Raw genomic sequence first — 23498 nt, forward strand, 5'->3', positions numbered from 1 at the left:
GGCGCCCCCCTTCGGCTCGGTCGTCAGCGCTTCTCGGCCTCCGCCGCCTCGCCGTCGCCCGGCTCAGCCTTGCTCAGGTCGGTCTTGACGGCGCCCTGCGGCTGGGCCGCTTCCGCGGCCCCGCCGTCCTTCGGCTCCGCCGAAGCATCGGCACTGGCATCGGCGCCGGCAGTCGCCTCGGCATCGGCCGGAGTCGCGCCGTCCTCCGCCGGACCGTCGGAGGCGACCGGCTCGACGACCTCCTCGCGGCCCGGCCGCAGCTTCGCGGACAGCACGAAGTACGTGACGGCGAGCACGAACACCAGGATCGAGGTCCAGACGTTCAGCCGCAGGCCCAGGATGTGGTGGGCCTCGTCGACCCGCATGTACTCGATCCAGCCGCGGCCGACGCAGTACGCGGCCACGTACAGGGCGAACGCCCGCCCGTGCCCGAGCTTGAAGCGGCGGTCGGCCCAGATGACCAGCGCGGCGACGCCGATGCACCACAGCGACTCGTAGAGGAAGGTCGGGTGGTAGGTCCCGGCGACCCGGTTCGGGCCGTCGGAGATCTCCACCGCCCACGGCAGGTCGGTGGCGCGGCCGTACAGCTCCTGGTTGAACCAGTTGCCCCAGCGGCCGCAGGCCTGGGCCAGCGCGATCCCGGGGGCCAGGGCGTCGGCCCAGGCCGGCAGCGGGATGCCGCGCAGACGGCAGCCGATCCAGGCACCCACCGCGCCCAGCGCGATGGCGCCCCAGATGCCGAGGCCGCCCTGCCAGATCTTGAAGGCGTCGACCCAGTCGCGGCCCTCGCCGAAGTAGAGCTGGTAATCGGTGATCACGTGGTAGAGGCGACCGCCGACCAGGCCGAACGGAACCGCCCACACGGCGATGTCCGCGACCGTGCCCGGCTTTCCGCCTCGGGCGACCCAGCGCTTGTTGCCGAGCCAGACGGCGACGAAGACGCCGATGATGATGCAGAACGCGTAGCCGCGCAGCGGGATCGGTCCGAGATGGATCACGCCGGTGGACGGACTGGGAATGAAGGCAAGGTTCATGGCAGACCCGACGCTACCCTGCCGGGCGGCAGGGACCGCAACCCGCCCGGCAAGCTGCTGCTGAATCGAGACTGGCCCGGACCCGGCCTACTCCTGCGAAGTCCCCCTGGGGGTGGGCTTGGCACCCGCCTTCGACCGGGAGGACGCCGATGCCGAAGGCGTCGCGGAGGCCGACGCGGACGCCGACCCGGAGGCCTTCGGGGTGGCCGCCCCGCCGCCGGTGCCCTTGGCCGCCGCCTCCACCTTCTCCTTGAGCTTCTGCGGGGTCAGCGGGTCGGCCTGGTCGGCGAAGATGTCCTTGCCGTCGAGCTGCACGGTCGGAGTGCCGCGGAACTTCCCGGCGCGGAAGGCCTCGTACGACTTCTTCACCCACGCGTCGTGCTTGCCCTCCTCGACGCACGAGCGGAACTCGGCGGTGTCCAGCCCCTCCACCTTGCCCGCGAGCTCCAGCAGCTTCGCGTTCTTCCCGAACGCGTCGTTGACCTCCTCCGGCTGGTTCTGGAAGAGCACGTCGTGGTACGCCGGGAACTTGCCCGCGTCCTGCGCGCAGGCGGCGGCATTGGCGCTCTTGAGCGATCCGCTGCCGCCCATGTTCCCGTCGATCAGGGTCACCAGGTGGTAGTCGACCTTGAGCCGGCCCTTGGCCACCAGCTCCTGGGTGACGGCCCGGTAGTTGTCCTCGAAGGCCTTGCAGGCGGGACAGCGGAAGTCCTCCCACACGGTGAGGGTGGACTTGGCCTCGTCCTTGCCCGCCCGGATGGCGAGGGCGTCCTTGCCGGTGGCCCCCGAGGGCGCCACCACCGGGCCGCCCTTGGCCGAGGATCCGTCCTTGCCGGTGTTGGCCGCGATCAGGCCGACGACGGCCGCCAGGCCGAGTACGCCGACCACCGCCGCCGACACGACGAGGGTCCGCCGGCGCTTGTCCCGGGTCTTCTGCCGCTCGCGCTCCACGAGGAGTCGCTCCCTGGCCGATCGTTTCGTCGCATCGCGGTTCGCACCGTCGTTCTTCTCGCTCACGCTCGGCCAAACGAAACGGGGAGGCACTCGCGTGCCTCCCCGCTCCCACTTCCACCCGATCGGGCTACAGAACCCCCATCGGGACCCGCCCGGCGTCAGGACCTGCGTACGCCTTCCGCAAGCTCGCCCGCCAGAGCCCGTACGGCGGCCAGCCCGGCCGGCTGGTCCGGCGCGTCAAGCAGCAGCTTCACGAAGGCCGAGCCGACGATGACGCCGTCGGCGAAGCCCGCGACCTCCTTGGCCTGGACGGCGTTGGAGACGCCGAGGCCGACGCAGACCGGCAGTTCGGTGGTGGCGCGGGTGCGGCGCACCAGCTCCTGGGCCTCGTTGCCGACCGATTCGCGGGTGCCGGTGACACCCATCAGCGAGGCGGCGTAGACGAAGCCCGAGCCGGCGGCCGTGATGGTGGCCAGACGCTCGTCCTTGCTGCTGGGGGCCACGACGAAGACGGTCGCCAGACCGTGCTTCTGCGCGTGCTCGCGCCACAGCGCGGACTCCTGGACCGGCAGGTCGGGCAGGATGCAGCCCGCGCCGCCGGCCTCGGCCAGCTCGGCCGTGAACCGCTCGACGCCGTAGCGGTCGATGGGGTTCCAGTACGTCATCACCAGGATCGGGGCGCCGGTCGCCTCGTGCGCCTCGCGCACGGTGCGGATCACGTCGGCGATCTTGACGCCGCCGCGCAGGGCGATGTCGTCGGCGGTCTGGATGATCGCGCCGTCCAGCACGGGGTCGCTGTGCGGGAGGCCGACCTCGACCACGTCCGCACCGCCCGCGATGACGGCCTTGACGGCCTCGATGGCCCCGTCCACGGTCGGGAAGCCCGCCGGGAGATAGGCGACGAGGGCCGCGCGGTTCTCGGCCTTGGCCTTTGCGAGCGTGGTGCTCAGCAGCTCGATGTTGCCCGTGCTCACTTCGACTCCCCCTCGGCAGCGCCGTCGTACAGCCCGAAGTAGCGGGCGGCCGTGTCCATGTCCTTGTCACCGCGGCCGGACAGGTTGACCACGATCAGGCCGTCCTTGCCCAGTTCCTTGCCCAGGTCGAGGGCGCCCGCCAGGGCGTGCGCGGACTCGATCGCCGGGATGATGCCCTCGGTGCGCGAGAGCAGGCGCAGGGCCTGCATCGCCTGGTCGTCGGTGACCGCGCGGTACTCGCCGCGGCCGGAGTCCTTGAGGTAGGAGTGCTCCGGGCCGATGCCCGGGTAGTCCAGACCGGCCGAGATCGAGTAGGGCTCGGTGATCTGGCCCTCCTCGTCCTGGAGGACGTAGCTGCGGGAGCCGTGCAGGATCCCGGGCTCGCCCGCGGTCAGGGTGGCCGCGTGCTCGCCGCTCTCGACGCCGTGTCCGGCGGGCTCGAAGCCGACCAGGCGGACGCCGGCGTCCGGGATGAAGGCGTGGAAGAGGCCGATGGCGTTGGAGCCGCCGCCGACGCAGGCCGCTACGACGTCGGGCAGCCGGCCCGTGCGCTCCAGGATCTGGCGGCGGGCCTCGACGCCGATGACCCGGTGGAAGTCCCGGACCATGGCCGGGAAGGGGTGCGGGCCGGCGACCGTGCCGAAGAGGTAGTGGGTGCGGTCCACGTTGGCGACCCAGTCGCGGAACGCCTCGTTGATGGCGTCCTTGAGGGTGCGGGAGCCAGACTTCACCGCGATGACCTCGGCGCCGAGCATCCGCATGCGGGCGACGTTCAGCGCCTGGCGCTGGGTGTCGATCTCGCCCATGTAGACGGTGCATTCGAGGCCGAAGAGGGCGCAGGCGGTGGCCGTGGCCACGCCGTGCTGGCCGGCGCCGGTCTCGGCGATGACGCGGGTCTTGCCCATGCGCTTGGTGAGCAGCGCCTGGCCCAGCACGTTGTTGATCTTGTGCGAGCCGGTGTGGTTCAGGTCCTCGCGCTTGAGGAAGATCCGCGCGCCGCCGGCGTGCTCGGCGAAGCGGGGCACCTCGGTGAGGGAGCTGGGGCGGCCGGTGTAGTTGACCATCAGGTCGTTGAGCTCGGCCGCGAAGGCCGGGTCGCCCTTGGCCTTCTCGTACTCGACGGCGACCTCGTCCACGGCGGCGACGAGCGCCTCCGGGATGAACTTGCCGCCGAAGTCGCCGAAGTAACCCTCGGCGTTCGGGACGTGACCCTCCGGGTCCGGAATGAAGAACTCGCTCGTGGTGCTGGACATGCCCAGTGCTCCTACGGATTGCGGCGCGGGTGGTTTCACCGTATTGCGCCGTCCGCCCGTCGCGCGCACACCCCGCTGGGGCATGCCGTGCGTACGGTACGGAGCGTCCCGCCCCGGAGCCGGTCGGCTCGGGCGGCAGGACGTACGGGGACGCCGACGCCCGCGGTGCGGCTACACCGGGCGGGCGGTCCTCGTTACGGCGCGACTGCGCCGCGCCATCGCATGCCGTTGACCTGACCGGGCTCGGAGCCGATCACGTACCGGACCCGCCGCCCGTGCACGCGCCGGGCCGGGGCGCGGCAGCCGCGAGGGCGGCAGCCGCGCGCCAGGGGCGCGTGCGCCGTCGGCACGCCGGCCGGGCCGGAGCCCGGTCGGGTGCGGACGGAGGGGCGGTTGGGGGCCATGGGTACGGGTCAGCTCCGCCCGTGGCGCAGGGCGGGGTGGGCGCCGGCGGCGACGAGGTCGGCCACGGCCGCCTTCGGGTCGCGGCCGGTCACCAGGGACTCCCCCACGAGGACGGCGTCGGCGCCCTCGTTGGCGTAGGCGATCAGGTCGTGCGGCCCGCGGATGCCGGACTCGGCGACCTTGACGATGTGGGCCGGGATCTCGCCGACGACGCGCTCGAAGGTGGAGCGGTCGACCTTGAGGTCCTTGAGATTGCGGGCGTTCACGCCGATGATCTTGGCACCGGCGGCGACCGCGCGCTCGATCTCCTCCTCGTCGTGGACCTCGACGAGCGGGGTGAGGCCGATGGACTCGGCCCGCTCGATGAGGGAGACGAGGGCCTCCTGCTCCAGGGCCGCGACGATCAGCAGCACGAGGTCGGCGCCGTAGGCGCGGGCCTCCCACAGCTGGTACGCCGTGACGATGAAGTCCTTGCGCAGGATCGGGATGTCCACGCGGGCGCGGACGGCCTCCAGGTCGGCGAGCGAGCCGCCGAAACGGCGCTGCTCGGTGAGGACGGAGATGACCGCCGCACCGCCCGCCTCGTAGTCGGCGGCGAGCCCTGCCGGATCGGCGATGGCTGCCAGCGCGCCCTTGGACGGGCTGGAGCGCTTGACCTCGCAGATCACCTTGACGCCGTCGCCGCGCAGGGCCGCGACGCCGTCCTTGGCCTGGGGCGCCTTGGCGGCACGCTCCTTGAGCTCGTCGAGGCTGACGCGAGCCTGCCGTTCGGCAAGGTCTTCGCGGACCCCTTCGATGATCTCGTCGAGCACACTCACGCGAGCGGCCCCCTTCCGGGTCGATGACGGTCGGCCGCCTTGCAGACACGTACAACTGCAAGGTCAGCAATTCAAATGGTATCCGCAGGACGCCTTGCCCTCCGCACGCGGTTGACGGCGTCCCATTAAGTGGACATTCGGAATCTGCACTTCATCTATACCTCAGGGCGCCAGTGCCGAGCCGAAGGGCAGGTTCCGGACAACCGAGAAGGCCAGGGCCACGGTGCCGATGACCCACCAGTGCAGTGGTTTCAGGGCGAACCGTACGGACGGGCCGCCCCGAGCGGCGCGAACCAGCCACAGGGCCATGAAGCCGGCGAAGACGAAATAGCCCACGACAGCCATGGCGTTTGCCCCGAAAGCAACGACGAGATCGCCGTGGGCGAACGCGTGCGCACTGCGCAGTCCGCCGCAGCCCGGACAGAGAATTCCGGTGAGCCTGAACAGCGGGCAGACCGGATAGTGGCCCGGCTCGTTGGGGTCCACGGTGCCCACGTACGCGAGCGCCGCGGCGGCCGCGGCCAGTGTGAGCGCCGGGGCGGCCAGCCGCCGGGCCCGGGAGGGGTCCGGTGCGGGGGCCGGTGCCGGCGGCGGCACCGTGTCGGAGCTGCGAAAGGCGTCCACCTGCTGATTCTCTCCGGTCATGACAAAAGGCGCAGCCCGACGGGGCCGCGCCTTTCGAAGCCGACGGTTCGGTGGCCGGCGCTGCCTGCTCAGACCTTGGCCGGAACCTTGGCGGCGTTGGCGGCAATGACCTCGGCGAGGTCGTGGTGGGTCGCCTTCGGCGCGCCCATGCCCGCGGCCCTCATCGCCATGCCCACGACACCGCCGATCGCGACGACGACGAGGCCGGCCCAGAAGCCCCACGGGTTCGCCAGCACCATGAAGGCGCCGGAGACGCAGAAACCGATGAAGGCGATGATGACACCGGTCCAGGCGGCCGGGGTGTGTCCGTGGCTAGTGCCCGCCATGAGTTGCTCCTCGTTGGTCTGGGTTGCTCTGTCGAACGTCGCACCTGCTGTGCCGAACGCTCGGTGGTCATTGTCCCGCACCGGGGCGGGTCCGCGTCCAGCGGGTCGGCCCGGGCGGGGTACGGGCCCTGCCGGGACCCCGTCGGGGCGCGGTCGCGCCCCTAGCGGGTCGGGTCCTCGCCGCGGTCCAGGGCCTTCCACAGGTCCTCGGGCCGGTCCGGGTCCACCGCTGCCGCCTTGCGGGTGCGCGGGCTGCCGTCACGCTCGTAGCGGCCGCCCATGGCCGGCCAGCCCCGCCCGTAGCGCAGCGCCAGCAGGCCCGCCACCAGGATCAGGGCCGCGCCGGCTGCGGTGACGTAGGGCCACGCCGTGTGCGTGAGCCCGGCCACATGCGCCGCGGTGTCCGCGGCGGTACGGGCGGCCTCCGCGTCCAGCGCCCGGCGCCCGTCGGCGTTGAAGACCGCGGCCAGGGCCGCGCCCAGGCCGCTCAGTGCGAGCAGCCCGGACACCAGCAGCCGGCTCTTGCCGCGTACGGCGAAGACGGCGACCAGGGCCGCCAGGCCCACGATCGCCAGGGCGGCCGGAAGGCCGGTGACGGCCCGCCCGTCCGCGGTCAGCGGCAGCGAGCCGTCGCCGAGCGCGGCGGTGCCCCGGGCCCAGACGCGCCCGGAGGCGAGCAGGACCACGGTGGCGCCGAGCGTGCCGAGCAGCAGGGCCACGGCCACGCTGCGGCGGCTGCTGCGGGCGGCCGCGGTGTCGGGGTCCGCGGCGGTGTCGGCGTCGATGTCGGGGCCCTCGGCGGACTCGGAGGCGGCATCGTTTCGGGGCGGGGGTACGGCACTCACGTACCCCACTATCCCCTACGCCCTCAGCGCCTGTGGAGGCGGTTCGCCGCTCCCACCGCGCGGAGCACGGCAGCCGCCTTGTTGCGGCACTCGTTGTCCTCCAGCTCGGGCACCGAGTCCGCGACGACGCCCGCGCCGGCCTGGACGTACGCCGTGCCGTCGCGCAGCAGCGCCGTGCGGATGGCGATGGCGGTGTCGGAGTCCCCGGCGAAGTCGAGGTAGCCGACGCAGCCGCCGTACAGGCCGCGGCGGGAGGGTTCGAGCTCCTCGATGATCTGCATGGCGCGCGGCTTGGGCGCGCCCGACAGGGTGCCGGCCGGGAAGCAGGCGGTGAGCACGTCGAAGGCGGTCCGGCCCTCGGCGACGCGGCCCGTCACGGTCGAGACGATGTGCATGACGTGCGAGTACCGCTCGATGGTCATGAAGTCGACGACCTCGACGGAGCCCGGCTCGCAGACCCGGCCGAGGTCGTTGCGGCCCAGGTCGACGAGCATGAGGTGCTCGGCGCGCTCCTTGGGGTCGGCCAGCAGCTCCTGCGCGAGGTCGTGGTCCTCCTGCGGGGTCGCGCCGCGGTGCCGGGTGCCGGCGATCGGGTGCACCATGGCGTGGCCGTCCTCGACCTTGACCAGGGCCTCGGGGCTGGACCCGACCACGTCGAAGCCGTTCTCGAAGCGGAACAGGTACATGTACGGGGACGGGTTCGTGGCCCGCAGCACCCGGTAGACGTCCAGCGCGGAGGCGTGGCAGGGGGTCTCGAACCGCTGCGAGGGCACCACCTGGAAGGCCTCGCCGGCCCGGATCCGCTCCTTGATGTCCTCGACGGCGGCCTGGTACTGCTCGCCGCCCCACAGCGCGTCGAAGGGCGGCAGCGCCGATTCCGGCAGCGGGGCCGGGGTGTAGGGCGCGGGCCGCGCGAGGTCGGCCTCCATGGCGTCGAGCCGCGCGACGGCATCGGCGTACGCCTCGTCCACGCCCGTGTCGAGGTCGTTGTGGTTGATGGCGTTGGCGATGAGCAGGACCGTGCCGTCCCAGTGGTCCAGGACCGCCAGGTCGGAGGTGAGCAGCATGGTCAGCTCGGGCAGCTGGAGGTCGTCCGTGCCGTGCTCGCCGATGCGCTCCAGGCGGCGCACGATGTCGTAGCCGAGGTAGCCGACCATGCCGCCGGTGAAGGGGGGCATGCCGGAGGCGAGGTCGCGGGGGGTGTGCAGGGCCTCGACGGTCTGCCGCAGCGCCTCCAGCGGGTCGCCGTCGGTCGGGACTCCGGTGGGCGGGGTGCCGATCCAGTGCGCCCGGCCGTCGCGGACGGTCAGGGTCGAGTCGCTGCGCACGCCGACGAAGGAGTAGCGGGACCAGGACCGGCCGTTCTCGGCGGACTCCAGCAGAAACGTCCCCGGACGTTCGGCGGCCAGCTTCCGGTAGAGCCCGACGGGGGTGTCCCCGTCGGCCAGCAGCTTGCGGCTCACGGGGATGACGCGGCGGTCGGCCGCGAGCTTGCGGAACGTGTCGAGATCCATCGGGTGGGACCTTTCCTTACCTATTCGGCGGCCTGGCCGGAAGCGTCGGCCAGGGGCAGGACATCGGCATCGAAGCAAGTGCGGGCACCGGTGTGACAGGCCGCCCCGACCTGGTCCACCTTGACGAGCAGGGTGTCGGCGTCGCAGTCGAGCGCGACGGACTTCACGTGCTGGAAGTGGCCGGAAGTATCCCCCTTCACCCAGTACTCACCGCGGCTGCGCGACCAGTACGTGCAGCGTCCGGTGGTCAGGGTGCGGTGCAGGGCCTCGTCGTCCATCCAGCCGAGCATGAGCACCTCGCCGGTGTCGTACTGCTGGGCGATGGCCGGTACCAGACCGTCCGCGGAGCGCTTGAGGCGCGCGGCGATGGCGGGGTCGAGGGAAGACGTACTCATGGGTGCCATTGTGCCGCGAGAAGACCGCGGTTACGGATCACTGTCCGCCTGATGAGCAGGCACGGGGCGGGTTCCGGCCGTAGGCTGGCCCGCATGTCTACCCATGCGAAGCGTGAACGACTGCTGTTGGCCGACCTGTTGGAAGCGGCCGGTCCCGAGGCTCCGACGCTGTGCGACGGCTGGAGCGCGCGGGAGCTGGCGGCGCACGTGGTCGTCCGGGAGCGCCGGCCGGACGCGGCGGGCGGTCTGCTGCTGAACGTGCTGAAGGGCCGTCTGGACGCGGCGATGGCCGAGTACACGGCCAAGCCGTACGAGGAGCTCATCCAGCTGATCCGCACCGGCCCGCCGAAGCTCTCGGTGTACGCGCTGAAGCAGATCGACGAGGCGGCGAACGCGGTGGAGTTCTACGTGCACGCGGAGGACGTGCGCCGTGCGCAGCCGGACTGGTCGCCGCGGGCGCTGGACCCGGTGTTCTCGGACGCGCTGTGGTCCCGGCTGGAGAAGCTGGCCCGCCTGACGGGCCGCCGCTCCCCGGTGGGCCTGGTGCTGCGCCGCCCCAACGGCCAGACGGCGGTGGCGCACAAGGGCGCGCCGGTGGTGACGGTGACGGGCGAGCCGGGCGAGCTGACGCTGTTCTGCTTCGGCCGCCAGGACGCCGCCGCGGTGGAGCTCGACGGCGAGAAGTCGGCGGTGGCCGCCCTGACGACGGCCAAGCTCGGCATCTGACCCCGCCGGGGACGGGCCGCTCGGGCGAAGGCCAGTTCCGCGCGGCGGACCGCGGGCGCCGACGTGCCGACGACGGCGCCCGCCATGCTCAGCGCGCCCCCGGCGAGGAACACCGGGTCCAGCGCCACCGCCGAGGCAATCGTCGGCGGTGGCGCCAGGGCTCCGATGCCGGCCGAGCCGAGGATCAGGGTGAGGTTCTGGACCGCCCCCGCCCGGGGGAAGCGCGGGACCAGGGTGAGGACCAGCACCGGCGCCACACGTTCCGGTTCGAGCCCCGCCCCCGGGCGAATCGAGCTGCGCGGTTCAGCGGACCGGGTGGCCCGCCTCGCGCAGAACGGCCTTGACCTCGGAGATCCGCAGGTCGCCGAAGTGGAACACCGACGCCGCGAGCACCGCGTCGGCGCCCGCCTCGATCGCCGGCGGGAAGTGCGCGAGCTCGCCCGCGCCGCCCGAGGCGATCACCGGGACCGTGACGTGCTTGCGCACGGCCGCGATCATCTCGGTGTCGTACCCGTTCTTGGTACCGTCCGCGTCCATCGAGTTCAACAGGATTTCCCCGGCGCCCAGTTCGGCCGCCCGGTGCGCCCACTCGACGGCGTCGATGCCGGTGCCGCGGCGGCCGCCGTGCGTGGTGACCTCGAAGGAGCCGGTGGCGGTGCGGCGGGCGTCCACCGACAGCACGAGCACCTGCCGGCCGAAGCGCTCCGCGATCTCCTTGATCAGCTCGGGCCGGGCGATGGCGGCGGTGTTCACGCCGACCTTGTCCGCGCCCGCCCGCAGCAGCTTGTCCACGTCGTCCGCGGCGCGGACCCCGCCGCCCACGGTCAGCGGGATGAAGACCTGCTCGGCGGTGCGGCGCACCACGTCGTAGGTGGTCTCGCGGTTCCCGGAGGACGCGGTGATGTCGAGGAAGGTCAGCTCGTCGGCGCCTTCGGCGTCGTACAGCTTGGCCATCTCCACCGGGTCGCCCGCGTCGCGCAGGTTCTGGAAGTTGATGCCCTTGACGACCCGGCCGTTGTCCACGTCCAGGCAGGGGATCACCCGTACGGCGAGGGTCACGGGGACACCTCCTTGTACGCCTCGACCTCGACCTCGACGACCATGCTGGGGTCGACGAAGCCGGAGACGATGATCATGGAGGCGGCGGGGCGGACCTCGTCGAACAGCGTCTTGTGGGCGCGGCCGACCTCGTCCACGTCCCGGGCGTGCGTGAGGTACATCCGGGTGCGCACCACGTGCTCGGGGCCGAGGCCCGCCTGCGCCAGCGCCTTGAAGGCGACGCCGAAGGCGCCGACGGCCTGGTCGTACGGGCCGTTGGCGGCGGCGGCGGTGCAGCCGGAGACCAGGACGAGGCCGTTGGGGAGCTGGACGGCGCGGGAGTAGCCGATGACGTCCTCGTAGGCGCCGCCGGAGGAGATGCGGCGGACATCGGGAGTGCTGCTCATGCGGAGACCACCTTCAGGGCTTCTTCCAGGGTGAAGGCCTTGGCGTACAGGGCCTTGCCGACGATCGCGCCCTCGACGCCCAGCGGCACCAGCTCGGACAGCGCGCGCAGGTCGTCCAGGGAGGAGACGCCGCCGGAGGCGACGACGGGCCGGTCGGTGGCGGCGCAGACGTTGCGGAGCAGCTCCAGGTTGGGGCCGGTCAGGGTGCCGTCCTTGCCGATGTCGGTGACGACGTAGCGGGCGCAGCCCTCGGAGTCCAGGCGGGCGAGGGTCTCGTAGAGGTCCCCGCCCTCGCTGGTCCAGCCGCGGCCCTTGAGGGTGGTGCCGCGTACGTCGAGGCCGATCGCGATCCGGTCGCCGTGCTCGGCGATGGCCTTGGCGGCCCACTCGGGGGTCTCCAGGGCGGCGGTGCCGAGGTTGACGCGGGTGCAGCCGGTGGCCAGGGCGGCGGCGAGCGAGGCGTCGTCGCGGATGCCGCCGGACAGCTCGACCTTGATGTCCATGGCGCCGGTGATCCCGGCGACCAGGTCGCGGTTGTCACCGGTGCCGAAGGCGGCGTCGAGGTCGACCAGGTGCAGCCATTCGGCGCCCGCGGCCTGCCAGGCGAGGGCCGCCTCCAGCGGGGAGCCGTAGGAGGTCTCGCTGCCGGACACGCCGTGCACGAGGCGTACGGCCTGGCCGTCGCGGACGTCGACCGCGGGGAGCAGTTCCAGCTTCGCTGAGGGCACAGTCATCACAGGGTCTCGATCCAGTTGGTGAGGAGCTGGGCTCCGGCGTCGCCCGACTTCTCGGGGTGGAACTGGGTGGCCCACAGGGCCCCGTTCTCCACCGCCGCGACGAAGGGTTCGCCGTGGGTGGCCCAGGTGACCTTGGGGGCGCGGATCAGCGGGTTGGTGACTTCCAGGGACCAGTCGTGCGCCGCGTAGGAGTGCACGAAGTAGAACCGGGCGTCGGCGTCGAGTCCGGCGAAGGCCTGGCTGTCGGCCGGGGCCTCGACGGTGTTCCAGCCCATGTGGGGGACGATCGGGGCCCTGAGCGGGCCGACCGTGCCGGGCCACTCGTCCAGGCCCTCGGTCTCGACGCCGTGCTCGATACCGCGTTCGAAGAGGATCTGCATGCCGACGCAGATGCCCATGACCGGGCGTCCGCCGGAGAGCCGGCGGCCGATGATCCAGTCGCCTCGGACGGACCGCAGGCCCTGCATGCAGGCGGAGAAGGCGCCGACGCCGGGGACGAGGAGTCCGTCGGCGTCCATGGCCTTGTCGTAGTCGCGGGTGATCTCCACGTCCGCGCCGGCGCGCGCGAGGGCGCGCTCGGCGGAGCGGACGTTGCCGAAGCCGTAGTCGAAGACCACGACCTTCTTGGTAGGGGCAGCAGCGCTCATTCCCAGATTCCTTGGATTCGCAGGACTCCGGCGACGAGACACATCGCGGAGGCGATGGCGAGCAGAACGACGACCGACTTGGGCATCTGCTGCTTCTGGAAGGAGTACACGCCACCGGCCAGGAACAGGCCGATGACGATCAGGATGGTGTTGAGGCCGTTCACGGCTAGAGCGCGCCCTTCGTGGAGGGCAGGATGCCGGCCGCGCGCGTGTCGAACTCGGCGGCGTAGCGCAGGGCGCGGGCGAGGGCCTTGAACTGGCACTCCACGATGTGGTGGGCGTTGCGGCCGTACGGGACGTGGATGTGCAGGGCGATCTGGGCCTGCGCGACGAAGGACTCGAAGATGTGCCGGGTCATCGTCGTGTCGTAGGTGCCGATCATCGGCGCCATGTTCTCGGGCTCGGTGTGCACGAGGTACGGGCGGCCGGAGAGGTCAACGGTCACCTGCGCGAGGGACTCGTCGAGCGGCACGGTGCAGTTACCGAAGCGGTAGATGCCCACCTTGTCGCCGAGGGCCTGCCGGAAGGCGGCGCCGAGCGCGAGGGCGGTGTCCTCGATGGTGTGGTGGGTGTCGATGTGCAGGTCGCCCTCGGTCTTGACCGTGAGGTCGAAGAGGCCGTGGCGGCCGAGCTGGTCGAGCATGTGGTCGTAGAAGCCCACGCCCGTCGAGACGTCGACCTGGCCGGTGCCGTCGAGGTTTATCTCGACGAGGACCGAGGTCTCCTTCGTGGTCCGTTCGACCCGTCCGATGCGGCTCATGCGTGCTGCTCCTTCTTCAGTGCGCGAACCGCTTCCAGGAACGCGTCGTTCTCGGCCGGGGTGCCCGCGGTGACCCGCAGCCGGCCCGGTACGCCGTTGTCCCGGACCAGGACGCCCTGGTCGAGGATCTTCTGCCAGGCGGTGTGGGAGTCCTCGAACTTCCCGAACTGGATGAAGTTCGCGTCGGACTCGGTGACCTCGTAGCCCAGTCCCCGCAGTTCGACGGCCAGGCGGTCCCGCTCGACCTTGAGCTGCTCGACGTAGCCGAGGAGGGTGTCGGTGTGCTCCAGGGCGGCCAGCGCGGTCGCCTGGGTGACGGCCGACAGGTGGTACGGCAGGCGCACCAGCTGTACGGCGTCCACGACCGCGGGGTGCGCGGCCAGGTAGCCCAGGCGCAGGCCGGCCGCGCCGAAGGCCTTGGACATGGTCCGGGAGACCACCATGTTCGGGCGGCCCTCGATGAGGGGCAGCAGCGAGTCGCGGTGGCTGAACTCCACGTACGCCTCGTCCACGACGACCAGCGAGGGCTTGGCCGCCTGGGCGGCGTCGTAGAGGGCGAGGACGGTCTCCGCCTCGACCGCGGTACCCGTGGGGTTGTTGGGCGAGGTGATGAAGACGACGTCGGGGGCGTGCTCCGCGATGGCCTGCTCGGCCGCCTCCACGTCGATGGTGAAGTCGTCCCGGCGCGGGCCTGAGATCCAGCCGGTGCCGGTGCCGCGGGAGATCAGCGCGTGCATCGAGTACGAGGGCTCGAAGCCGATCGCGGTGCGGCCGGGCCCGCCGAAGGCCTGCAGCAGCTGCTGGATGACCTCGTTGGAGCCGTTGGCGGCCCATACGTTCTCCCGCGCGACCGGGTGCTTGGCCGTACGGGTGAGGTAGGCGGCCAGCTCGGTGCGCAGCTCGACCGCGTCCCGGTCGGGGTAGCGGTTGAGGGTGCGGGCGGCTTCCGTGACGCGCTCGGCGATCCGCGCGACGAGCTCCTCGGGGAGCTCGTAGGGGTTCTCGTTGGTGTTCAGCTGGACGGGCACGTCGAGCTGCGGGGCGCCGTACGGGGTCTTGCCGCGCAGCTCGTCCCGGATGGGGAGGTCGTCGATTCCGATGGCGGTCACTGGGTCGGCACCTTCCATCCGAAGCGGGCCTTGAGGGCCGCGCCGTGCGCGGGGAGGTCCTCGGCCTCGGCGAGCGTCACCACGTGGTGGGTGACCTCGGCGAGGGCGTCGCGCGTGTAGTCGACGATGTGGATGCCGCGCAGGAAGGACTGCACGGACAGGCCCGAGGAGTGGCAGGCGCAGCCGCCGGTGGGCAGCACGTGGTTGGATCCGGCGCAGTAGTCGCCGAGCGAGACCGGGGCCCAGGGGCCGACGAAGATCGCGCCGGCGTTGCGCACCCGGGCGGCCCAGGCGGGCGCGTCGGCGGTCTGGATCTCCAGGTGCTCGGCGCCGTACGCGTCGACGACCTTGAGGCCGTCCTCCAGGCTGTCGACCAGCACGATCGCGGACTGCTTGCCCGCGAGGGCCGGCTTGATCCGGTCCTCGACGTGCTTGGTGGCCGCGACCTGCGGCTCCAGTTCCTTCTCCACGGCTTCCGCGAGCTCCGCGGAGTCCGTGACGAGCACGGCGGCGGCCAGCGGGTCGTGCTCGGCCTGGCTGATCAGGTCGGCGGCGACGTGCACCGGGTCGGCCGTGGAGTCGGCGAGGACGGCGATCTCGGTCGGGCCGGCCTCGGTGTCGATGCCGATCTTCCCGGTGAAGTAGCGCTTGGCGGCGGCGACCCAGATGTTGCCGGGGCCGGTCACCATGTTCGCCGGGGCGCACTCGTCGGTGCCGTACGCGAACATCGCGACGGCCTGGGCGCCGCCGGCCGCGTACACCTCGTCCACGCCGAGCAGCGCGCACGCGGCGAGGATCGTCGGGTGCGGCAGGCCGTCGAAGTCGGCCTGCGGCGGGGACGCGAGCGCGATCGACTCGACGCCCGCCTCCTGGGCCGGTACGACGTTCATGACGACGGAGGACGGGTACACCGAGCGGCCGCCCGGGGCGTACAGCCCCACGCGTTCCACCGGAACCCACTTCTCGGTCACGGTTCCGCCGGGGACCACGTGGGTGGTGTGTTCGGTGCGGCGCTGGCCCCGGTGCACGATCCGGGCGCGCCGGATGGACTCCTCCAGGGCGGCGCGGACGGCGGGGTCGAGCTCGTCGAGAGCGGTCTTGAGGGCCTCGGCGGGCACCCTGACCTGCTCCAGCTTCACTCCGTCGAACTTCTGCGCGTACTCGATCAGCGCCGCCGTGCCACGATGATGGACGTCCTCGCAGATGGGCCGCACCTTGTCCAGGGCGGCTTCCACGTCGAACTCGGCACGGGGCAGCAGATCGCGCAGGGCGCCACCCTCGGGGAGGGCGTCACCGCGCAGGTCGATACGAGAGATCACCCCCCGATTCTCTCAGACCGCCTCACGGCACCGTTCGCCCGTATCACTGGTTGATACACGCCCCGGATGTCACCGGCGGCCGTTAGCGTTCGTGTACACGCAGTGCGCGGGCAGCGGCTGCGAAGGGTTTGACCAGCGGAGGGGGGCCGCCATGGCCGAAACACGCGCGGACGAGGAGCCGGCCGATCTGACCGGACCGGAACGCCGCATGTGGAGCGCGTACCGAACGGGCAGCGTCTGCGATCTCAGCACTCGGGCAGCCGCTGAGGACGATCCGCACGGCGACCGGGTCTGGGGCCCCGAGCGCACCGTCCGCGCCCGGGTGGTGGCACTGCTGCTGCTCCACGGACCGCCGCCGGTCCCGGGCCGGGTCGCCTCGCTGAAGCTGCGCGGCGTGCGCATCACCGGCCGCCTCGACCTCTCCGGCGGCACGGTCTCCCCGTACGTCGAACTCCAGTCCTGCCGCTTCGACAGCGAGGTCCAGCTCTCGGAGGCCCGCTTCGGCACGCTGCGGCTGATGAACTGCGCCGTACCCCGGCTGGAGGCGGCGCGGCTGCACACCGAGGGCGACTTACACCTGCCGCGGTGCCGGGTGGCCCGCGGGATCCGGCTGACCGACGCGCAGATCGGCACCGACCTGCTGATCAGCCAGGCCGTGGTGCAGCGCGACAACAAGGGGCGGGCGATCACCGCCGACGGGATATCGGTCGCGCAGGACTTCCAGGGCGAGCTGCTGGAGACGTACGGGGAGGTGAGCCTGCGCGGCGCCAAGGTCGGCGTGTCGATGAACCTGCGCGGGGCCCGGCTGCGCAATCCGTACGGGCGGTTCGCGCTCAACGCGCCCCAGCTGACCGTCGAGCGGACCCTGTACCTGACCTCGATCGCCCTGGACCACGTGCCCGGCACGAACTCCTCCACTCCCCCGTACGGGCTGGGGCTGACGCCGACGCGCGGCCAGCGGGCGCAGCGCTTCGAGTGCCGGGGCGGGCTGCGGGTGGACGACGGGCGCTTCGGCGACGCCATCGACTTCTACGGCGCGCGGTTCGTGCTGACCGACGAGCAGGAGATATCGCTGCGCCGGATCCAGACCCCGGAGTTCCGCTTCGTGGGCGAGCGGCCGGAGCGCGGGCGCGTGGTGGTGTCCGGGGCCAAGGTGGTCAAGCTGGTCGACACCGCCACGAGCTGGCCGGGACCGGGCGGGGTGTCCATCGAGGGCTTCGTCTACGAGAACCTCGCGCCCCGCGGCCACTTCCCCCTCTCCCGCCGGCTGGCCTGGGTGGCGGCGGCCACGCCCGAGTACTCGCCGGAACCGTACGAGCGCCTCGCCGCGGTCCTGCGCGCGTCCGGGGAGGACGCGGAGGCCCGCGAGGTGCTCCTCGCCAAGCAGCGCAGACGCCGGGCGACGCTGCCGCCGGGGGTGAAGGCGTGGGGGTACCTCCAGGACTGGACGGTGGTCTACGGCTACCGTCCGGGCCGGGCCGCGCTGTGGATGGCCGTCCTGTGGGCGGCGGGCACCCTGCTCTTCTCCTGGCACGGCGAGCCCACGGCGATCAAGGAGGACGAGCATCCGCAGTGGGACGCCGCCCTCTTCGCCCTGGATCTCCTGCTGCCCGTGATCGATCTCGGCCAGGACGGCCAGTGGAAGTTGTCGGGCGGATGGCAGTGGGGGGCGGCGACGCTGGTCGTCCTGGGGTGGATCCTGGCCACGACCGTGGCGGCGGGCGCCTCCCGGCTGCTGAGGCGGGGGTGACCGGCGGGAGAGACGGTCCAGGGCACGGGCCACTACCCTGTGCGTCGTGACCACCGTTCGCCTGCCCCTCTTCCCCCTGAACTCGGTGCTGTTCCCGGGACTCGTCCTCCCGCTGAACATCTTCGAGGAGCGTTATCGCGCCATGATGCGCGAGTTGCTGAAGACGGGCGAGGAAGAGCCGCGCCGTTTCGCGGTCGTCGCCATCCGCGACGGCCGCGAGGTCGCGCCGACCGCCCCGGGCCTGCCGGACCAGACCGCGGTGCCCGAGCGCGGTCCGGCCGCCGGTTTCGGCGCCGATCCGATCCAGGCCTTCCACCGCGTCGGCTGCATCGCGGACGCGGCGACGATCCGGGAGCGGGAGGACGGCAGCTTCGAAGTCCTCGCGACGGGCACCACGCGGGTGCGGCTGCTCTCCGTGGACCCCTCGGGCCCGTTCCTGACGGCGGAGCTGGAGGAACTCCCGGAGGACTCCGGCGACGGCGCGGGAGCGCTGGCCGAGGGGGTGCTGCGGGCCTTCCGCAACTACCAGAAGCGACTGGCCGGAGCCCGCGAACGCTCCCTGACGGGGACGGAGCTGCCCGACGAGCCATCGGTGGTCTCGTACCTGGTGGCCGCGGCGGCGGTGCTGGACATCCCGGCGAAGCAGCGCCTGCTCCAGGCCCCGGACACCGCGACCCGGCTCGCGGAGGAACTGAAGCTGCTGCGCGCGGAGACCGCGGTGATCCGCCACCTGCCGTCGCTCCCGGCGGTGGACCTGACGCGCACCCCGACGAGCCCGAACTGATGGCGAAGAAGAAGCCGCCGGCCGGAACCCCGGCGATCGCGGCCCTCACGGCGGCCGGTGCGGAGTTCTCGGTGCACGCGTACGAGCACGACCCGGCGCACCCCTCGTACGGCGAGGAGGCGGCGCAGGCCATGGGGGTCTCCCCGGACCGGGTCTTCAAGACCCTGGTCGCGGAGGTGGACGGGGTCCTCACGGTGGCGGTGGTCCCGGTCTCGGGCTCGCTGGACCTGAAGGCGCTGGCGACGGCCGTCTCCGGCAAGCGGGCGGCGATGGCCGACCCGGCGCTGGCGGAGCGCACCACCGGCTACGTCCGCGGCGGCATCTCCCCCCTGGGGCAGCGCAAGCGCCTGCGCACGGTGGTCGACGCGTCCGCCTCTGGGCACGCCACGATCTGCGTCTCGGCGGGCCGCCGCGGCCTGGAGGTCGAACTCCCCCCGACCGCCCTCACCGCCCTGACCGGCGCCCTGCTCGCCCCCATCGCCCGCCCGTAGCATCCAGCCCGCCAGGCCGGCGGCATCAGCCAAATCCAGCCCCGCCGGCGTTTGAGGCGCGGGTCCGGGCAGAGCCCGGGGAACGGTGGAAGGGCGGGTAGGGGACCGCTCCGCGCAGCGGCAACCCGCGCCCCCGGCCCCGCCCCGCACCCCGACGGACGGAGTCCGGCGCAGCGCGCCGAAGCCCGCGCAGCGGCGCGAGGGGCGCGTTAAGAGGCGGCTCCGCGCGGCGGCTCCGGCGCGGCATCCGCGCCCGGGGCATGCACGTGCACCGGCGGATAAACGGCGTCGTGCCACTCCGGCAGCGGCTCCGGATCCCGCGGGCCCCACAGGGCCGTCAGGCCCAGGTGGACCACGACGGCCACCATCGGCCACCCCAGCAGCACCCCGTGCGCCAACAGCTCCAGCGGCGCGTCGAAGGGAACCCCCTTGCCCGCCCGCTTCGCCGCCTCGACCAGGTCCGACGTCGGCCCGAGCCACAGCCCCAGCCGCCACCCCACGAGCGAGGCGAAGCAGGACCCGACCACCAGCCCGATCACCAGCGGGACACCGCCCCGCCTGCGCCACAGGAACACGAGCACCGCGCTCAGCACGCCCAGCCCGGCCGACAGCAGCAGGAACGTCCCGTCGGACCCGATCCGCGCCTCGCTCTCGGTGTTCCGCAGGAAGACGGCCTCACCGTTCGAGACGTACTGCACCCGCGGCGCGAGCCAGGCCCACAGCATCCCGAGCAGTACGCCGGCCACTCCCACCGTCAGGGCGACGGCGGCCCCGTCGCGGATGTCCGCCGGGGTGATGGCCGCGTCGGACTCCGGCGGGAGCGGCGACGGCGGCAGGTCATGAGGGGTCACGGCTTCGGTCACCCCCACATCGTGCCAGGTCCTGCACGGCGGACGCCGCCCGGCACCGGCAGCGTGCCCGACACCCGCGCCCGTACCCGCGTCAGCGGACCGACGCCCGCCGGTACGCCCACGTCGCGACGGCCAGCGAGAGCACCCCGACGGCCGCGCACACGCCGAGGTCGAGGACGACCGCGGCCCAGTCCGGGTGCGGCGCGAAGGTCCGCGCGAACGCCTCGACCCCGTACGTCGACGGGAGCAGGTCCCGCGCCCACACGATCACGTCGGGCATCCGCTCCGGCGGCAGCACCCCCAGCAGCAGCGCCGCCGACATGCCCAGCTGCCCGGCCAGCGTGGCCAGCTCCTGGCGCGGCGCGAGCAGCCCCAGCGCCGCCCCGAGGCCGGCCAGCGCGGCCCCGGCCAGCGGTACCACCGCGGCCAGGATCCACAGCCCGCCCATCGGCAGCCCGAACAGCACGCACCCGAAGACGGCCGTCACCAGCGTCCCCGGCAGCGTGAAGGAGGCGTACGCGGCGGCCGCGCCCAGCACCACCGAGGCGGGCGGCACGGGCAGGGTGGCGTAGTGGTCGAGCCCCCCGCTGGCCCGCAGCTGTCCGAAGTACTGCGCGAGCAGGTTCAGCGCGACGAAGGCGACGACCAGTACCGAGGACCCGGCGACCACGGCGCGCGCCTCGGAGCCGCCGTCGACGACCCCGCGCATCAGGATCATGATCCCGACGGACTGGAAGGTGGCCACGAACAGCAGCGGGATCCGCGACACGCGGGCCCGCGAGAGCTGCGCCCGGTACACCGCGGCCAGCGCTGGGAAGAACCGCGCCCGCGGCGCGAGCACACCCACAGCGGGAAGGGCGGTCGTCACGCCTTCACCAGTCCCTTCGAGGTACGCCCGCCCAGCGCGAGGTACACGTCCTCCAGGCTCGGCGTCGCCAGAGTGAAATCGTCGAGGGCGGCGAAGGCCGGCCCCCCGGTCACCGCGGCGACCGCGGCCCGGGCCTCGTCCTGGCCGAGCCGCAGCACCCAGCGCCGCCCGGACTCGGCGGCCGCCGGCGCGAGCGCCGCGACCTCCGGCACCTCCAGCGGCGGCGCGGTCCGCCACACCAGCTCCAGGCGGACCTCGTCGGAGACCTCCGCCTTGAGCCCGGCCGGGGTGTCGCAGGCGATGACCCGGCCCTGGTCGATGACGGCGACCCGGTCGAGGACGGTCTCGGCCTCGATGACGTTGTGGGTGACCAGCAGCACGGTGGCCCCGGCCTCGGCGCGCCGCCGGTCGACGGCCGCCCAGACGGCCCGCCGGGCCACCGGGTCCATGCCGGTCGTGGGTTCGTCGAGGACCAGCACCGGACGCTCCCCCACCAGCGCGGCGGCGACGCACGCGAGGCGCCGCTGCCCGCCGGAAAGTTTCTTCAGGGGCCGCCCGGCGATGTCGGTCAGCCCGAGTTCCTCCAGTACGGAGTCCCGCTCGGCCCGTGCCTCCCGTACGCCGAGCCCGCGCAGCCGCGCGGTGGTCTCGGCGGCCAGTGCCACCGTGAGCTCGTCGAGGGCGGTGGACTCCTGCCCCAGGTAGGCGAGCAGCCGGGCCGCGCGCTCGGGGTGGCGTACGAGGTCGTGGCCGAGCAGGGTCACGGCGCCGGAGTCGGGCCGCATGAGCCCGGTCAGCTGCCGGACCAGCGTCGACTTGCCGGCGCCGTTGGGGCCGAGCAGACCGAAGATCTCGCCGCGCCGGACGTCCAGGGAGATCCCGTCGGTGGCGCGGGTCTCGGGCAGGGCGGGAGCCCCGCGCCGTCCCCGTACCGCCGGATAGGTCTTGACCAGGTCACGCACCGCGCAGACCACGTCGGAGGTGGACCCCCCGGCCGCCGCCACGCCGTTTTCCGCCTGTGCTGTGCCCGTACTCACGAGGGAGCAGCCTACGGGGTTCCCGCCCCTACTCGGCTGCCGGGGCGGCCGGGACGGGGGCCTGGGCGGCCTGGCCCGGTGTCGCGGACAGGTGCTCGGCGGCGGCCCGTACGTCGATCTCGCGCCAGAACCCGGCCCGGATGGCGTACCGGTCGTGCTCGTCGATCTGGTCGTCCTTGTGGGCCAGGAGGCCGAACCGGGCGGCGTAGCGCAGCAGCTCCCCGTCGATCCGGTGCGGGATCCGCGGGTACATGGTGGCGAGCTTCTGCAGGTGCACGGTCTCGGGCAGCCGTTCCATCCAGCGGCGGGCGAAGACCTGGCCGACCTCGAAGGGGTCGCCGCCGACGGTGGTGATGTCCTCCTCGCGGTCCGCCCAGCGCTGTTCGGCGGAGGTGAGCTGGGCGAGGGTGGGCAGGGAGGCCGTCTCGGCGGGCTCGCCGAGCGGTCCGGCCCGGTCGATCCAGCCCTTGTCGGAGGACCAGCGCAGGGCGCTGCCGGCCGGGGCGGCCTGCGGGCCGTTGTTCTGGCCGCCCACGGGGGCGCCCTGTGCGGGGGCGCGCAGCGAGCCCGCGAGGTCCTTGGGCGTGGGGACGCTCTTGCCGCCGGCGCCGGCGGGTGCCGGTACGGGGGTGCCGTGCTCCTCGGGCGCGGCGGGGGCCGCGGCGCCGTTGCCGTTGCGCGCGGCCTCGGCCAGGGCCGCCTCGGGCAGCGGGGCCGAGAGGATGGCGGCGATCTCGGGCCGGGGGGCGGGTGCCGGGGCGCACAGTCCGGCGAGGTCGCGGGCGCGGACGGCCCGGGTGATCCAGGTGCGGTCCAGGACGCGGCGCTCGTCCGCTTCGGCGACGAGGTCCTCGGACTGGTTGTAGTCGCCGTCGGCCGCCTGGACGGCCCAGAGGTGTACGGCGACCCCGTGTTCCTTGGCGGACATCAGGCCGGGCAGGAGGTCTCCGTCGCCGGTGACCAGGACGACGTCGGAGCAGGCGCGGTTGCGGGCCAGCTCGGTGAGCTCGGCGTGCATGGCGGCGTCGACGCCCTTCTGGGCCCAGCGCCCGTCGCTGCGGGTCAGGGCGCCCAGCCGGACGGTGACCCGGGACATGACGCGCAGCCGGCGGTGCTCGGGCTGCGGCACCCGGTCGGGTGCACCGTCGAACCAGTAGATCCGTAGCAGCGGCTGCTCGGTGTCGGCCTCGGCGCGCTCGCGCAGGCCCTGGATCAGTGCGGCATGGTCGACGGTGATCCGGGAGCGGGAGGGCTCCCCTGCGAGAAGGCTCGCGGCGGCGCCCAGCAGATAGCCGGCGTCCACCAGGACGACGCAGCGGTCCACGCGTACCACCCTCTTCCCTGGGGGTCCTTGGAGTTTCCCCGAGTCTGCCCGACCGCAAGGGGGTTGAAGGCCGGAACTCGATCATCGGCGTGGCGGATCTCGCGCGGGAGGGGAAAGGACCGCCGACTACGCGCAGTAATGATCCAAAATGCGCACTTTCTGCCGCTGTGTGAGTGTGAAGGCGGTCCTGGCCCCTAGACCCTCACGGAGGCTCCACCATGGCCAAGAACAAGAACCAGAAGCAGCCGCAGAAGCAGCAGAGCCGTTCGCCGCAGCAGGATCTCCAGAAGGGCTCGACGGAGTCCTCGCCCGAGTCGGCGTCCTCGGCACCGACCCCGATGGACATGGCCCGCAAGGGCAAGTCGAAGCGGTTCGGCCACAACTGACGCGCCTCCGCGAGCGGCACGAAGAGGGGCGCGCCCGGATCCCGGGCGCGCCCCTCTTCACGTCTCGCGTTCGCGGCTCTTCGTCTCCGCGTTCGCGGCTC

The 23498-nt window shown here is 72.8% G+C and carries 28 protein-coding genes; 5 read left to right on the forward strand and 23 right to left on the reverse strand.

What is annotated here, in order from left to right:
• Positions 1 to 23: 23 nt before the first annotated feature.
• From lgt to hisI, 11 genes are all read right to left on the reverse strand, one after another.
• Entirely contained in the window at positions 24 to 1034 is a 1011-nt protein-coding gene (gene lgt / locus AB0M99_RS24555) for a prolipoprotein diacylglyceryl transferase (protein WP_365923842.1), read from the reverse strand.
• Between the two features lie 87 nt (positions 1035 to 1121).
• Positions 1122 to 2051, reverse strand: a complete 930-nt coding sequence (locus tag AB0M99_RS24560) for a thioredoxin domain-containing protein (protein WP_365923844.1) — start codon at positions 2049 to 2051, stop codon at positions 1122 to 1124.
• Positions 2052 to 2146: 95 nt separating this feature from the next.
• Positions 2147 to 2962 carry a tryptophan synthase subunit alpha gene (trpA, locus tag AB0M99_RS24565; RefSeq protein ID WP_365923846.1) on the reverse strand — a complete coding sequence of 272 codons (816 nt, stop codon included), beginning with the start codon at positions 2960 to 2962 and terminating at the stop codon, positions 2147 to 2149.
• Positions 2959 to 4215 (reverse strand): tryptophan synthase subunit beta, encoded by a 1257-nt coding sequence (trpB, locus tag AB0M99_RS24570; protein WP_365923848.1) that lies wholly within the window; start codon positions 4213 to 4215, stop codon positions 2959 to 2961. The genes trpA and trpB overlap by 4 nt, the downstream gene beginning before the upstream one ends.
• Positions 4216 to 4409: 194 nt before the next feature.
• A complete protein-coding gene (locus tag AB0M99_RS24575) occupies positions 4410 to 4619 on the reverse strand; it encodes a tryptophan synthase subunit(beta) (RefSeq protein ID WP_365923850.1) in 210 nt (69 codons plus the stop codon).
• A 9-nt stretch (positions 4620 to 4628) separates the two neighbouring features.
• On the reverse strand, positions 4629 to 5438 hold the full coding sequence (gene trpC, locus AB0M99_RS24580; RefSeq protein WP_125816880.1) for an indole-3-glycerol phosphate synthase TrpC: 810 nt from the start codon (positions 5436 to 5438) through the stop codon (positions 4629 to 4631).
• A 162-nt stretch (positions 5439 to 5600) separates the two neighbouring features.
• The gene (locus AB0M99_RS24585) at positions 5601 to 6083 is read right to left on the reverse strand and encodes a DUF2752 domain-containing protein (protein WP_365923852.1); all 483 of its coding nucleotides are present in this window, start codon (positions 6081 to 6083) and stop codon (positions 5601 to 5603) included.
• 68 nt (positions 6084 to 6151) lie between these two features.
• Positions 6152 to 6409, reverse strand: a complete 258-nt coding sequence (locus tag AB0M99_RS24590) for an HGxxPAAW family protein (RefSeq protein ID WP_365923854.1) — start codon at positions 6407 to 6409, stop codon at positions 6152 to 6154.
• Positions 6410 to 6570: 161 nt separating this feature from the next.
• Entirely contained in the window at positions 6571 to 7263 is a 693-nt protein-coding gene (locus AB0M99_RS24595) for a TIGR02234 family membrane protein (RefSeq protein ID WP_365923856.1), read from the reverse strand.
• A gap of 14 nt (positions 7264 to 7277) precedes the next feature.
• On the reverse strand, positions 7278 to 8768 hold the full coding sequence (locus tag AB0M99_RS24600; protein WP_365923858.1) for an anthranilate synthase component I: 1491 nt from the start codon (positions 8766 to 8768) through the stop codon (positions 7278 to 7280).
• 20 nt (positions 8769 to 8788) lie between these two features.
• Positions 8789 to 9172: a phosphoribosyl-AMP cyclohydrolase gene (gene hisI / locus AB0M99_RS24605; RefSeq protein WP_365923860.1), complete on the reverse strand. Its 384-nt coding sequence runs from the start codon at positions 9170 to 9172 to the stop codon at positions 8789 to 8791.
• Positions 9173 to 9256: 84 nt separating this feature from the next.
• Here hisI and AB0M99_RS24610 point away from each other — a divergent pair, with 84 nt between their 5' ends.
• The gene (locus AB0M99_RS24610) at positions 9257 to 9889 is read left to right on the forward strand and encodes a TIGR03085 family metal-binding protein (RefSeq protein WP_365923862.1); all 633 of its coding nucleotides are present in this window, start codon (positions 9257 to 9259) and stop codon (positions 9887 to 9889) included.
• A gap of 303 nt (positions 9890 to 10192) precedes the next feature.
• Here the strand turns inward: AB0M99_RS24610 and hisF are convergent, their stop codons facing one another.
• Genes hisF through hisD form a run of 8 tightly spaced genes read right to left on the reverse strand, consistent with a single transcriptional unit; the run spans position 10193 to position 15906 of the window.
• Entirely contained in the window at positions 10193 to 10948 is a 756-nt protein-coding gene (gene hisF / locus AB0M99_RS24615) for an imidazole glycerol phosphate synthase subunit HisF (RefSeq protein ID WP_365923864.1), read from the reverse strand.
• On the reverse strand, positions 10945 to 11334 hold the full coding sequence (locus tag AB0M99_RS24620; RefSeq protein ID WP_365923866.1) for a RidA family protein: 390 nt from the start codon (positions 11332 to 11334) through the stop codon (positions 10945 to 10947). The genes hisF and AB0M99_RS24620 overlap by 4 nt, the downstream gene beginning before the upstream one ends.
• Positions 11331 to 12068, reverse strand: coding sequence for a bifunctional 1-(5-phosphoribosyl)-5-((5-phosphoribosylamino)methylideneamino)imidazole-4-carboxamide isomerase/phosphoribosylanthranilate isomerase PriA (priA, locus tag AB0M99_RS24625; RefSeq protein WP_365923868.1), 738 nt, complete (start codon positions 12066 to 12068; stop codon positions 11331 to 11333). Before priA ends, AB0M99_RS24620 begins: the two co-directional genes overlap by 4 nt.
• Positions 12068 to 12718 carry an imidazole glycerol phosphate synthase subunit HisH gene (gene hisH / locus AB0M99_RS24630; RefSeq protein WP_365923870.1) on the reverse strand — a complete coding sequence of 217 codons (651 nt, stop codon included), beginning with the start codon at positions 12716 to 12718 and terminating at the stop codon, positions 12068 to 12070. Before hisH ends, priA begins: the two co-directional genes overlap by 1 nt.
• Positions 12715 to 12882, reverse strand: coding sequence for a hypothetical protein (locus AB0M99_RS24635; protein WP_365923872.1), 168 nt, complete (start codon positions 12880 to 12882; stop codon positions 12715 to 12717). The genes hisH and AB0M99_RS24635 overlap by 4 nt, the downstream gene beginning before the upstream one ends.
• A 2-nt stretch (positions 12883 to 12884) precedes the next feature.
• A complete protein-coding gene (hisB, locus tag AB0M99_RS24640; protein WP_365923874.1) occupies positions 12885 to 13478 on the reverse strand; it encodes an imidazoleglycerol-phosphate dehydratase HisB in 594 nt (197 codons plus the stop codon).
• Positions 13475 to 14587 (reverse strand): histidinol-phosphate transaminase, encoded by a 1113-nt coding sequence (locus tag AB0M99_RS24645; RefSeq protein WP_365923876.1) that lies wholly within the window; start codon positions 14585 to 14587, stop codon positions 13475 to 13477. The genes hisB and AB0M99_RS24645 overlap by 4 nt, the downstream gene beginning before the upstream one ends.
• A complete protein-coding gene (gene hisD / locus AB0M99_RS24650) occupies positions 14584 to 15906 on the reverse strand; it encodes a histidinol dehydrogenase (protein ID WP_365923878.1) in 1323 nt (440 codons plus the stop codon). Before hisD ends, AB0M99_RS24645 begins: the two co-directional genes overlap by 4 nt.
• A 151-nt stretch (positions 15907 to 16057) precedes the next feature.
• Between hisD and AB0M99_RS24655 the strand changes: the two genes are divergently transcribed.
• From AB0M99_RS24655 to ybaK, 3 genes are read left to right on the forward strand one after another with little or no spacing between them, the layout of a single operon-like run.
• Complete coding sequence (locus tag AB0M99_RS24655) at positions 16058 to 17656, forward strand: oxidoreductase (protein ID WP_365923880.1); 1599 nt, start codon at positions 16058 to 16060, stop codon at positions 17654 to 17656.
• 46 nt (positions 17657 to 17702) lie between these two features.
• Entirely contained in the window at positions 17703 to 18440 is a 738-nt protein-coding gene (locus AB0M99_RS24660) for an LON peptidase substrate-binding domain-containing protein (protein ID WP_365923882.1), read from the forward strand.
• Positions 18440 to 18931, forward strand: coding sequence for a Cys-tRNA(Pro) deacylase (gene ybaK / locus AB0M99_RS24665; protein WP_365923884.1), 492 nt, complete (start codon positions 18440 to 18442; stop codon positions 18929 to 18931). Before AB0M99_RS24660 ends, ybaK begins: the two co-directional genes overlap by 1 nt.
• 209 nt (positions 18932 to 19140) lie before the next feature.
• Here the strand turns inward: ybaK and AB0M99_RS24670 are convergent, their stop codons facing one another.
• The 4 genes from AB0M99_RS24670 to AB0M99_RS24685 form a co-directional block, all read right to left on the reverse strand.
• Complete coding sequence (locus tag AB0M99_RS24670) at positions 19141 to 19767, reverse strand: DUF2567 domain-containing protein (protein ID WP_365923910.1); 627 nt, start codon at positions 19765 to 19767, stop codon at positions 19141 to 19143.
• 106 nt (positions 19768 to 19873) lie between these two features.
• On the reverse strand, positions 19874 to 20650 hold the full coding sequence (locus tag AB0M99_RS24675) for an ABC transporter permease (protein WP_365923886.1): 777 nt from the start codon (positions 20648 to 20650) through the stop codon (positions 19874 to 19876).
• Positions 20647 to 21654, reverse strand: a complete 1008-nt coding sequence (locus tag AB0M99_RS24680) for an ABC transporter ATP-binding protein (protein ID WP_365923912.1) — start codon at positions 21652 to 21654, stop codon at positions 20647 to 20649. The genes AB0M99_RS24675 and AB0M99_RS24680 overlap by 4 nt, the downstream gene beginning before the upstream one ends.
• 61 nt (positions 21655 to 21715) lie before the next feature.
• Positions 21716 to 23020 carry an NYN domain-containing protein gene (locus AB0M99_RS24685; RefSeq protein ID WP_365923888.1) on the reverse strand — a complete coding sequence of 435 codons (1305 nt, stop codon included), beginning with the start codon at positions 23018 to 23020 and terminating at the stop codon, positions 21716 to 21718.
• 209 nt (positions 23021 to 23229) lie between these two features.
• Here AB0M99_RS24685 and AB0M99_RS24690 point away from each other — a divergent pair, with 209 nt between their 5' ends.
• Positions 23230 to 23397, forward strand: coding sequence for a hypothetical protein (locus tag AB0M99_RS24690; RefSeq protein ID WP_365923890.1), 168 nt, complete (start codon positions 23230 to 23232; stop codon positions 23395 to 23397).
• Positions 23398 to 23498: the final 101 nt, after the last annotated feature.

Source organism: Streptomyces sp. NPDC051183, assembly GCF_040682455.1.
GTDB lineage: Bacteria > Actinomycetota > Actinomycetes > Streptomycetales > Streptomycetaceae > Streptomyces.

Excerpts from the sequence above, each read along its gene's own strand:
- lgt (WP_365923842.1), bottom strand. The coding sequence starts at position 1,034 with ATGAACCTTGCCTTCATTCCCAGTCCGTCCACCGGCGTGATCCATCTC.
- trpB (WP_365923848.1), bottom strand. The coding sequence starts at position 4,215 with ATGTCCAGCACCACGAGCGAGTTCTTCATTCCGGACCCGGAGGGTCAC.
- AB0M99_RS24575 (WP_365923850.1), bottom strand. The coding sequence starts at position 4,619 with ATGGCCCCCAACCGCCCCTCCGTCCGCACCCGACCGGGCTCCGGCCCG.
- AB0M99_RS24585 (WP_365923852.1), bottom strand. The coding sequence starts at position 6,083 with ATGACCGGAGAGAATCAGCAGGTGGACGCCTTTCGCAGCTCCGACACG.
- AB0M99_RS24590 (WP_365923854.1), bottom strand. The coding sequence starts at position 6,409 with ATGGCGGGCACTAGCCACGGACACACCCCGGCCGCCTGGACCGGTGTC.
- AB0M99_RS24600 (WP_365923858.1), bottom strand. The coding sequence starts at position 8,768 with ATGGATCTCGACACGTTCCGCAAGCTCGCGGCCGACCGCCGCGTCATC.
- hisI (WP_365923860.1), bottom strand. The coding sequence starts at position 9,172 with ATGGCACCCATGAGTACGTCTTCCCTCGACCCCGCCATCGCCGCGCGC.
- AB0M99_RS24610 (WP_365923862.1), top strand. The coding sequence starts at position 9,257 with ATGTCTACCCATGCGAAGCGTGAACGACTGCTGTTGGCCGACCTGTTG.
- AB0M99_RS24620 (WP_365923866.1), bottom strand. The coding sequence starts at position 11,334 with ATGAGCAGCACTCCCGATGTCCGCCGCATCTCCTCCGGCGGCGCCTAC.
- priA (WP_365923868.1), bottom strand. The coding sequence starts at position 12,068 with ATGACTGTGCCCTCAGCGAAGCTGGAACTGCTCCCCGCGGTCGACGTC.
- hisH (WP_365923870.1), bottom strand. The coding sequence starts at position 12,718 with ATGAGCGCTGCTGCCCCTACCAAGAAGGTCGTGGTCTTCGACTACGGC.
- hisB (WP_365923874.1), bottom strand. The coding sequence starts at position 13,478 with ATGAGCCGCATCGGACGGGTCGAACGGACCACGAAGGAGACCTCGGTC.
- AB0M99_RS24655 (WP_365923880.1), top strand. The coding sequence starts at position 16,058 with ATGGCCGAAACACGCGCGGACGAGGAGCCGGCCGATCTGACCGGACCG.
- ybaK (WP_365923884.1), top strand. The coding sequence starts at position 18,440 with ATGGCGAAGAAGAAGCCGCCGGCCGGAACCCCGGCGATCGCGGCCCTC.
- AB0M99_RS24690 (WP_365923890.1), top strand. The coding sequence starts at position 23,230 with ATGGCCAAGAACAAGAACCAGAAGCAGCCGCAGAAGCAGCAGAGCCGT.